The sequence below is a fragment of the Nonomuraea sp. SBT364 genome (assembly GCF_001083785.1).
Classification (GTDB): Bacteria; Actinomycetota; Actinomycetes; order Streptosporangiales; family Streptosporangiaceae; genus Nonomuraea.
Window position 1 is genome coordinate 23,623 of sequence record NZ_LAVL01000090.1, and the last position, 10,285, is coordinate 33,907.

The window sequence follows — 10,285 nt, forward strand, 5'->3', positions numbered from 1 at the left end:
GTCAAGGGAATACTAGTCGGGTAAAAGGAACAGTAAAGACGGAATTACCACACGTTTTTCTGAATTCGTGCGCGCTGCGTCCTGGCTATGAGCCACAGCGCGCCCATCAGCGCCGCGATCCCCACCGCCACGGCAGGCACGCCCCGCGGCCCGGCCAGCGGATTCACCGCCTCCTCCGCCCGCACCTTCACCGGCGCCCCGCCCACTTCCCTCGGCAGCGGCGCCTCCACCCCATCCCGTTCCACCCCGACAGGCTCCGCCGGAGCAAGCACCACCCCGGAGCCCCCCGCCACGGCCGCGCCATCCACGCCCGCCACCAAGGGCGCCCCACCCAGCACGGGCGCGCCCTCGGCACCGCTCAGCGTGGGTGCGCCGCTCAGCGAGGGCGCGCCGTTGGCGCCGGTCAGCGCAGGGGCGCCGTTCGCTTGGGGGCGGGCTTGGCTGGTGCCCGGTTGGGCGGCGGCGAGGGCAGGCTTCCTGGAGGCGGTGCCGGGCAGTGGGGGTGTGACGGTGCGGGGTGTCGCCGCCTTGGGCACCTTCACCTGCGGCAGCGGGGCGGCCACCGGGACCGGTGCCTGGCGGGCGGCGGGCTTACGCGCCTGTTCGGCCACCGTGGACGGCCCCTTGGCCGCCGGCCGCCCCTCCGCCCCGGGCGCCTGGTGAGCCTTGGCCGCCAGCCGCACGGCAGTGCCGCTGAAGCCTGCCGCACTGCGCGGGACCGGCCCCTCGAAGACGGCTGTACGGACGGTCCTGGCGATCGTCGTCACCCCGAGCCCGTCCTGCTCACGAACCTTGGCCACGGCCGCCAGCTCGACTTCCCGGGCTCCGCGAGGCACGGTGAGCAGCACGTCCACCACCCGCTTGCCGGCCAGTTCCCCCAGCGGGCACACCTGAGCCCCGGCATCCCGCGCCCCCGCCAGCGCCCGGTTCGCCGTAGCCCGCGCCCCTGCGCGCCCGGTCCTCTCGGTCCCGCCCTGGGGATCATCGCTCGACGCGGCGGCCTCCGCCTGAGCGCCCCCCGCCTCACCCGTCGACGTGGCTCCGGCCGCCCCCCTGGAGTCGATGGCGGATCCTGTCCCCGTGGCCGGGGTGGTGCAGGTGACCGTGGTGAGGGCGGCGGCGGGGACGGTGGCGACCGCCAGCCGGGCGTCGTGCCCCATGCCCTTGAGCCGCACCTGGTAGCGCAGCACGTCCCCGGTCCTGATCCACTTGAGCACTCCGTCGGGGCTGCCCACCCGGTCGAGCACCATGGACACCCCGTTGGCCGCCGCCGGCACGGCCGGTACGGCAGCGAGCATCAGGGCTCCGCCCACGATCCAGCCCCGATTCATGACGCCGCCTCCCCCAAAGTGACAAATAACGCCTAGTAATCGTTATGTCACCCAGAGCGAGCGCTCAATCCTGCCGGAGCAGTTTCTCCACCGCTTTCATCACCGGCAGGTCTCCCGCCAGCCACGGTACGTCGTAATACTCGCCGGGCGCGAGCCACCGCAGCGCCAGGTGCTCCTTGGCGCGGGGCGTCCCGGCGGCGACGGTGGCGAGCCAGACCCGGAGCACGTACCCCTCGCTGAGCGCCCAGTCACCGCCGACCCGGTCACCGACGGTGATCTCCACGCCCAGCTCCTCGTGGCACTCGCGCGCCAGCGCGTCGAGCTCGCTCTCTCCCGGATCGACCTTCCCGCCGGGGAACTCCCACCCGCCCATCAGCGCCGCCGGCTCCGCCCGTTGCGCGGCGAGCACCCGCCCGCCGGAGGCGACGATCGCCGCGGCCACCACAATCACCGGAAACCTCCGAGGAAACCCCCGCCCTCAGGCGGGAAAGGAATCGGACCCCTGCGGAACAGGACAGGGACCGACGATACCCCTGCCATCGGCGACGCGGAGGGGAGCGGTCACAGGGACGCCTTCTTCTGCTTCTCCAACTGGTCGAGCACGGCGGGGTTCTGGAGCGGCCGGGTGAAGCCGACGATGCTGTCCCGCCCCTCGTAGCCGGTCACCTTGATCGGCCCGCACAGCCGGCAGCGCGCCTCGACCATCTTGCCCTTCGACACGACCATCCCGACATGCCCGGGATTGTTGGGTGACGTCCCCGGCCCCGCGTTGAAGAACACCAGGTCGCCCGGCTGCTCTGAGCCCCGCTCGATCTTCACCCCGAACGGCCACTGCCCGAACGTGGTGCGCGGGATCGACAGCCCGGCCGCCCGGTAGGCCGCGTACACGATGCCGGAGCAGTCGAACGCGTCCGGCCCGGTCCCGCCCCACAGGTACGGCTTGCCGCGCTGGTCCAGCGCGAACGCCAGGATCTTCCTGACGACGTCGCTGGGCGCGGCCTCGACCAGCGGTTCGTCGCAGGAGTCGTCGGCCTCGGGCGGCACCTCGACCTCGCCCGACCTGGCGTACTTCCTGGCGATCTCCTCGACCTGGTCCACGTACCACCAGGCCCGGTTGTAGACGAACAGCGCGCGCCGTACGTTCTCGGGGGCGCCGTTGTGCTTGAGCATCTTGGCCGCGCCCAGGATGGCGTCGGCGGGGTTGTAGACGTCGCCGACCCCGTCACCGTCGCCGTCGGAGGCGTAGCCGTTGAACGTCGACGACATGGGGATCCTCGCCTTGCCGCCCCACGTGCTGATCAGGAACTGCATCGGCCCGGCCGCGCCGGCGTAGTTGGTGCCGCTCTTGACGCCCGGCAGGTCGGAGCGGCCGTGGTCGGTCTCGCGCTTGCCGACGGCGGCCAGGATGTTCCACTGGACACCGCTCTTCTCGCCGTGCTTCTTGTAGAGCTCCAGGTATTCGGCGGGGATGTCGGAGGCGGCCGAGTCGGACGCCTCCTGGACCTGGGTGCCGTCGGTGCAGTCGGGCGGCTCGCCGCCGTTGCCGATGAACGACGGGATGGACGTCATCATCATCGGCGACACGATCACCAGGACGAGCAGCAGCATCCCGGCGACGACGACCGCCAGGACCACGCGGGGGCGGGAGACGTTCACCCCTGCGGGTCCCCGTCCTGGCCCTCACTGGCGGGCCGCAGGTCGAACACGCGCCAGTCGGCGCCGAGCTGGCTGACCGTCACCGCGTAGTCGGCCGCCTGCTGCTTGGCGCCGCCCTTGCCGGTGAGCTGCTGCGTGCCGGTGATCACGAACACGATGCTGGTCTTCTCGATCTGCCGGATCTCCTTCAGCGCGGCCGTCGCCGTCGACACCGTCCGGTCGTCCTGCTCCACCGGGCCTGCCGCGGTGCGCGTCCTGGCCAGGACGTTGCCGAAGTCGGCCGTGGTGTACTTGCGCACCCGGTCGGCGTACGTCTGCGGCGCCTCGTCGTAGCGATACGTCGCGTACTCGGCGGTGAAGCGTTCGGCCAGGTCGGCGGCGGCGGCGAGCTGCTCCTTGGACATCGGCAGGAAGGAGTAGACGTCGAACGGGGCGTCGCTCGCGGTCGCCAGCGGCGTGCTCGCGATGGCGGGCGAGCTCGTCGTACGGCTCGTGGTCGTACGTTCGGCGGCCGGTTCCTCGGCGTCCGGCCACAGCCACAGGTAGGCGCCGACGGCGAGGATGATCACGACGATGGCGGCGAAGGCCAGCCCTCGCTTGTCGCCCCGCTGAGCCATGGTCAGTCCCTGTCAGGATTGGATGGGTTGAGCCAGAAGGGCACCGGCGGCTCCGTCTTGCGAGAGCTGCCCCACAGCGGCGGCGGCTCCGAGGCGCGGCCGTCGGACTCCGAGCGGCTGAACATCCCGCCGCCGTTGCCGAACACCCGCCCGTCCTCGTTCCTGCCGAAGATCCCGCCGCCCGACGACTGCCGGTCGGCCCGCGACCCGCCGCCGGAGTCGGACCGCCGGGACCCGCCGAACATCGACCCGCCCGAGCCGCCCGACCGGGACCCGCCGCCGCCCGAGCCGCCGAACCGGGAGCCACGCGAGCCCCCCGACCCGGAACCGCCGAACCGCGACCTGCCGGACCCACCCGACCAAGAGCCGCCGGACCCACCGGACCCGCCCGAACGGGACCCGCCGGAACCGCCCGAGCCGCCGACGCGGGAGCCGCCCGACCGGGTGCCGCCCCCGCCTCCGCGTGGCGCCCATCCACCGCCGGACCGGCCGCCGAACCAGCCGCCGCCCGCCGTACCCGAACCGCCCGAGCCGCCCGAACCACTTGAACCGCCCGAGCCGCCGGACCCTCCGGCGCCGCCGGGGCGGCCGCCGCCGGTGGAGCGCGGGGCCGCGCCGGCGCCGCGCGTACGGGTCGGCGTGCCGCCCAGGTTGAGCGGCGGCGCGTCACCCTTGCGCGGCGCGGGCGCCTGCCGCCCGGCCGCCTTGCCTCCCTGCGGATCGGTGTCGAGCGGCGCGGGCACCCGGACGCCCGACGGCATCGCGCCGTTCTCGCCCTCCTCGCCCCGCGCACGCCCCTGGGCCACGGTCGCCGCCGCGGCGCCCGCCGCGCCCCCGGTGGCGGCGCTGATGATCGGCTCGGCCTTGCGCGCGCCCCAGCGGCCGATCCGGGCCGAGGCGACCGGCGGCAGCGCGTTGGAGGCGCGTTCGAGCACGGGCGAGCTCGCCGCGTCGCCGAGCATGCGGGTGGCCAGCGTGTGCCCGTTCATGGAGGCGAACAGGTGCTGGAACGGCCGCCGGTAGAAGAACACCGCGATCGTCAGCAGGGCCATGAACAGGATCTGCATCCCCCACGGCATCGCCGTCGAAATGATCAGCGCGTACCCGTACACGAGCACGCCGAGCACCAGCGCGAGCACGGCCTGCCGCAGGAGGGTGCCGATCAGCATCTCCACCCAGCGCATGGCGATGATCCGCCCGCTGCCCGGGTGCACGCCGATGAGCAGGAACACCGGCCCGAGTATCAGCAGCAGCAGGAAGCCCACCTTGAGCACCAGCAGCGACACCGCCACCAGGAAGATGAGCACCCCGGCCACCAGCGCCGCGATGAGCGCCCCGATGGCCACGCCCAGCCGGCTCGTCCAGTCGCGCCCGGAGAAGATGAAGTAACGCGAGTCGTTGCGCAGCTTGTCAGCGATCTCGGCATATTTCGCCTGATGCGCACCCACGTCGGGCGCCGGTTGCTCCACCGTGGCCGGTGGGATGGACTGCGTCTCGAGCATCGTGCGGCCGAAGTCACGCACGATCGGCTGGTTGGGGTCGGCGGTGCCGAACAGGCCCATCAGCCACGGCTTGCACACCAGCGTGGACCAGAGGGCGTCGGCGTTCTGGTCGACGCCGGGGGTGCCGTTCTGGCCGTAACCGCCGGCCTTGACCTCGGGGCTGGCGTCGCCCGGAGGCGGCAGGCAGGATGCGCCGCCCGCGCCGGGCAGCCCGGCGAAAGCGGAGTTGACCACCTCGCCCGTCTTGTCCGTGACGACCTTGCCCAGGCCGGTGAAGTCCTGCGGCCGGCTGAGGAACCAGGTCGCCACCGTGACCGCGAGCACCATCCAGATCACGCCCTCGGCGGTCGTGGTCGCCCGCTTGCGGATCAACCCGTACCAGGCGAGCCAGATCGCGCCGAGGATGACGATGGGCTGCAGGTACGGCCAGTACATGGCCTCCGACAGGTTCGTCACGATGTCGTCGACCACGTCCTTGATGGACTGGAGTGGTCCCTCGGTGGCCGCGGCCTGGTAGGTGGTGATCGTGAGCCGGTCGACGGCCTTGGCCCACAGGAAGATCGTGTTGGCCCACGAGTTGCCGAGCACGGCGGCGATGTCGGAGCAGCCGAGCTCGTGCGTGTGCCAGAACTGGCCGGACATGCCGAACTGGCCGTAGTTGGTGGCCGTCGCCGGCGCACCGGCCTCGGGCACCGGCGGCTGCATCATGCCGTCGGTGCCGCTGCCGATCACCTCGGGGGCGAGCTCGCCGGACAGGTCACAGGGCCCCGCGGCGGCGGGCGACAGGCTGCCCGCCACGATCGGCACCACGATGACGCCGAGCAGCACCACGAGCGCCAGAGCCCATCGTCTGGGTAGCCGGATCCTCATGACCGCACCTCCTGCGCGCTGCCCACTCCCCCTTGAAGATCATCATGCCCGCTGCCGCCGGGTTTGTCGTGTGTCGGGTTCGTGTCGAGCCAGCGGAGCAGCTCCTCGGAGATCAGGTCTACTCCGATGCGGCCCGCTCTGCCATCCAGATCGCGGAAAATGCATTCCCCGTTGCCCAGCGATCTCAGGACGGCCCGGTGCTCTTCCGACCCTTCGACTCCCAGCAGTGACATCACGTGGCCGACCTCCACCCGTTCGGTCGAGCGGAAGGCGAACACGGAGGACAGGCAGTTGGTGACCTGTTCGCTGAGCAGGTCGCCCGCGTTCTGCGAGACCAGCACGAGTGCGGTGTTGCGGGAACGGCCCATCCGGCTGACCTCGGGCACCAGCTTGGCACCCTCGGGCGTGGAGGTGATCGCCCAGGCCTCGTCCAGGAAGATCGCCTTGGGCGCGCGCCGGTCGAGACCGTTCATCAGCCGCCGGGCGAACTGGGACACCAGATAGAGCAGGGCCACCGACAGCCGCTGCTCGTAGGAGTAGTCGTCCCTGCCCGTGGCCACGTCGGGGAGCGTCAGCCCGCCCAGCGTGAACACCGTCGTCCACCCCTCGGTGTCGATCTGGTCGCCGCCCGACGGGTCGAAGCAGAGCCTGGCCAGGTGCATCTCCGACATCGAGCGCAGCACCGCGCCCAGGTTCTTCGACGCGGCGTCCTCGGCCTGCTCCAGATAGTCGACGACCTTGCCGAGCGACGGGTCGGCGGCGTTGGACACCGCCGCCACCGCCTGGATCATCGCCGACTCGCGCTCCTCCGACATGCGCGGCAGCAGCAGCCGCAGCGTCTCGGTCGCCATCGTCTTCTTGGCCGCGATGTCGTCACCGAACGAGAACGGGTCCAGCAGCCCCGGCGCGGCCGACCCGAGCGGGATGATCCGCGCCTTGCGCTCGCGCTTCTGCAGCAGCTCCACCAGCGACTCGGCGTCGCCCTTGGGGTCGATCACCGCGACCGTGACCCCCCGCAACGCCATCTGGTAGATCATCAGCAGCGCCAGCGTGGTCTTGCCGCCGCCCGGCTCGCCGGTGATCGCGATGGCCGTCGGCCGGTTGCGGCTCGCCGCCAGCAGCGGGTCGAAGTGCACGATGCTGCGCGCCCGGCCGACGGTCTCGCCGATGTACGGGCCCAGCCAGCCCTCGCCGCCCTCCTCCAGCCGGTCGCCCAGGTCGACGGTCGCCGTCGCCATCCCGCCCGCGATCGTGCGCAGCGGCTGCCGCTGGGCGTAGGCGTTGACGCCCACCTTCTCGCCCGGCAGCGCCTCGCGGAACAGCGAGAACTGGTCGCCCGTCGAGTTGACCACGTCGATGCCCATGTCGCGGTAGTGCTCGACGACCGCCTCCACCCGCTGCACGCAGATGTCTTCCGTCGGGGCCGACACGATCAGCCGGTGCCACCCGTACACGAACGGCAGCCGCTCCTTGGTGATGCCGTGCTCCAGCATCCGGGCCGCGTCGATCTGCTCCGCGAGCGCCAGCGGCGCCTCCGCGCCCGCCTCGCGGATGTGGATGTCCATGTCGCGGGCGTGCGCCAGCTTGCGCGCCACGTCCTTGGACGCCTTCACCGGCGGGATCAGCCGCATCCGCGACGAGACCTCCACCGGGAACGGCAACTGGTCGGCGAAGTGCATCCACGGCTCCCCGTCGGGGAACGGCATCAGGTCCGGGAACCTGGCGAACGACAGATGAGCGACGTACGAGTCGCCCTGCGGCTGCACGATGCGCAGCAGCGACCTGCCGTTGTGGATCTCACCCTCGACCAGCGACTCGATCTCGCCCTTGCCCCAGCGGCGCTTCGGGCTCGCCGACGGCGGCGCGTCCGCCAGCGCCCCGGCCGCCGCGTGCTGGAACAGCCACGCGACCTCGACCGACGTGGCGTGCCTGGCGTAGAGCGCGCTGGAGGCCAGCGCCCGGCCGAGCCGCTCGGCCTGTTCGGTCCACCGGCCGATCTCGCCCTCGGGCACGTGGTCGTCCTCCAGCCCGAGCGCCTTCTCCGTCTTCTGGTAGAAGCCGAACACCTGCGCCAGCACCCCGGCGCCGAGCTGCTTGCCCCGCGGGCCGAGCCGTACGCCCAGGTAGACCTCCTTGGACCAGAAGTCCTTCGCCCAGACGTGCCGGTACATCTCCTCCAGGTAGTCGCGCCAGCCGGGGCCCTCGTCGGAGGTGGAGTTGAGCGCCATCGCCCACTCGGCCGCGGGATAGGCGCGATGCGCCACCCGCAGGTGGACCTCGGCGTCAGGCATCCGGATCGCCGCCAGCGCGATCGTGATGTTGGTGGCCAGCGCCTCACGCTCCTCCGGCGTGACGAACTCGTAGCTGACCGTCGGAAGGCGGAAGTACGCCCATGCGTCGGTGTCCGTGAGCAGGATGCGGTCGTCGAAATAGCGGACCGCCAGGCGCTGACGCGCTCCAGACGCCCTGCTCATGCCGCCCCCTCGGCGCATGAACGGGCCATGCCTGCTCGCATGTTCACTTATCGCTCACCGATTCTCGTGCCCGGGGGGTCACTCGCCAACTCCTCTTCGTCAGGTCGGGCCTTCTGTGCCGCGAAGCCCGCGATCACGACCCCGGCGAGAGCGAGATACGCCCGCCGCCCGGCCGCGCGCAACTGCCCCGGGTCGACCACCCCGGCGCCGCCGGGCGCCAGATCGTCCTCCCAGGGAACCCGGACGATGGCCCGGCACCTGCCGCGCGCCACCGCCTCCGCCTGCTCGACGTCCGTCATCGAACGCCTGCTCACCCCGTTGACCACCATGACCGCGCGCCGCCTCAGGTCCGCGCAGCCGTGCCCGTCCAGCCACTCGTACGTCATCGCCACCGCGTCCGGCGCCTCCACGCTCGCGGGCACCACGAGCACGAGCTGATCCGCGTACGGGAGCACCCGGGCGGCCAGCGCGGCGGCCGGATCGATCACGGTCAGCTTGTAATGCCGGTCGAGCAGGTTCATCGCCTCACCCAGCCGGTGATCGGAGAACAGCCCTCGGTCGGCCAGCCGCTGCTCGTCCCCGTCCGCCCCGACCACCTCCAGCCCCGAAGCGGTGCGCGTGGTGTAACCCCGCATCGTCAGATAGCCGCTCACCCGCTGCAGCCCCGCCAGCAGCGACGTCAGCGTCTCGGGCGTCTCCGGCCGGATCCGGCTCGTCATGCTGCTGTCACCCGAGGCGGCGTCCACGGCCACCACCCGATCGTCGCGGTACTGGGCGAAGGTGTGTCCCAGCATCAGCGCCGTCGTGCTCTGCCCCGCGCCGCCGGTGCACCCCAGCACCACCACCCGCCGGCTGCCGCCGAACACCCCCCGGGCGCGCGCCTCGTCCAGCTCGGACCCGTCGGTCCGCACCCCGTTGCCGCCGACGACCACCTGCGCGATCCGCCGCCACCCGCCGGAGTCGCGGCCCACGACGGACTCCACCCTCCGCACCCGCTGCCCCGCCCTGGGGCCCGGCACCACGGGCGCCTGTCGTTCGTCGTCCTCCTGCCGATCCCCGGGCGCCCGCGGCGTCCCGTGCTGGATCGCGGGGGCGGCCTCTGGGCGCCTCTCGTGGCCCTCGGGCACCTCGTCGGCCGGGACGGCCCGGCTCCCCTCGGACGCCGCCTCCTCGGAACCGGCCCCGGGCTTCCCGCTCCCCCGGCCCACCGCGGGAACGGCGCCGGGCAGCTCCTCGTGTGCCGGTGCGGCCTGCTCACCCTGTACGGTCGCGCTCTTCTCCGTAGGCGGGACCGGCGCCTCGGGACGGTGGATGGCGCGGCTCGGAAGCTCGGCATCACGCCCTCGCAGGGGGCGGGAGAAGGTGACGGGCTTGGCGTCAGGGCTCAGCGGCGACCAGGCATGCGCGTCCGGCACCGCCACGCCGGGCTCCAGCCTGGGAGGCTGGCCCTTCCTGTGCTGATCCCTGGCCGCCTCCTCCCCGCGCCCCCGCTCAAGGCCCTCGGCACTCTCCCGGACGGGCCCCGTCCCGGCGAACGAATCGCCCTCAGACCCAACGACGCCCTCGGGGACGACGGTCCCCTCAGGACCGACCGCGCCCTCAGAGCCGACCGTGCCCTCAGAGCCGACTGTGCGCTCGGGGGTGACGGTGTTCTCAGGGCCGGTCGTGGCCTTGGGGGGTGGGCCGCTTTCGGGGGCCGGCGTGCGTTCCGGCGCGGAAGCGCCCTCGCGTACCGCTGGCGGTTCCGAGGCCGATGCCCGCTCGCCCAGCGACGCCCGCGACAGGGCCGATGCCGGCTCGGTGGCGGCGGTCCGCGAGGGGGTGGGGGGCTGTTC

At 72.4% G+C, this 10,285-nt stretch carries 6 protein-coding genes and 1 pseudogene; all 7 read right to left on the minus strand.

The genetic code is table 11. The features are described from left to right. Positions 1 to 44 precede the first annotated feature (44 nt). On the minus strand, positions 45 to 1,331 hold the full coding sequence (locus ADY59_RS30760; RefSeq protein ID WP_156325840.1) for a hypothetical protein: 1,287 nt from the start codon (positions 1,329 to 1,331) through the stop codon (positions 45 to 47). A gap of 64 nt (positions 1,332 to 1,395) precedes the next feature. Next, positions 1,396 to 1,782, minus strand: a complete 387-nt coding sequence (locus tag ADY59_RS30765) for a (deoxy)nucleoside triphosphate pyrophosphohydrolase (RefSeq protein ID WP_049569366.1) — start codon at positions 1,780 to 1,782, stop codon at positions 1,396 to 1,398. Between the two features lie 110 nt (positions 1,783 to 1,892). Next, on the minus strand, positions 1,893 to 2,987 hold the full coding sequence (locus ADY59_RS30770) for a C40 family peptidase (protein WP_063780833.1): 1,095 nt from the start codon (positions 2,985 to 2,987) through the stop codon (positions 1,893 to 1,895). Then, positions 2,984 to 3,604 carry a hypothetical protein gene (locus ADY59_RS30775; protein WP_049569368.1) on the minus strand — a complete coding sequence of 207 codons (621 nt, stop codon included), beginning with the start codon at positions 3,602 to 3,604 and terminating at the stop codon, positions 2,984 to 2,986. Before ADY59_RS30775 ends, ADY59_RS30770 begins: the two co-directional genes overlap by 4 nt. 2 nt (positions 3,605 to 3,606) lie before the next feature. Further along, entirely contained in the window at positions 3,607 to 5,976 is a 2,370-nt protein-coding gene (locus ADY59_RS30780; RefSeq protein WP_049569370.1) for a type IV secretion system protein, read from the minus strand. After that, positions 5,973 to 8,450, minus strand: a complete 2,478-nt coding sequence (locus ADY59_RS30785) for an ATP-binding protein (RefSeq protein ID WP_049569373.1) — start codon at positions 8,448 to 8,450, stop codon at positions 5,973 to 5,975. Before ADY59_RS30785 ends, ADY59_RS30780 begins: the two co-directional genes overlap by 4 nt. Positions 8,451 to 8,497: 47 nt before the next feature. Continuing rightward, positions 8,498 to 10,285, minus strand: a pseudogene (locus ADY59_RS30790) (hypothetical protein); the annotation flags it as partial.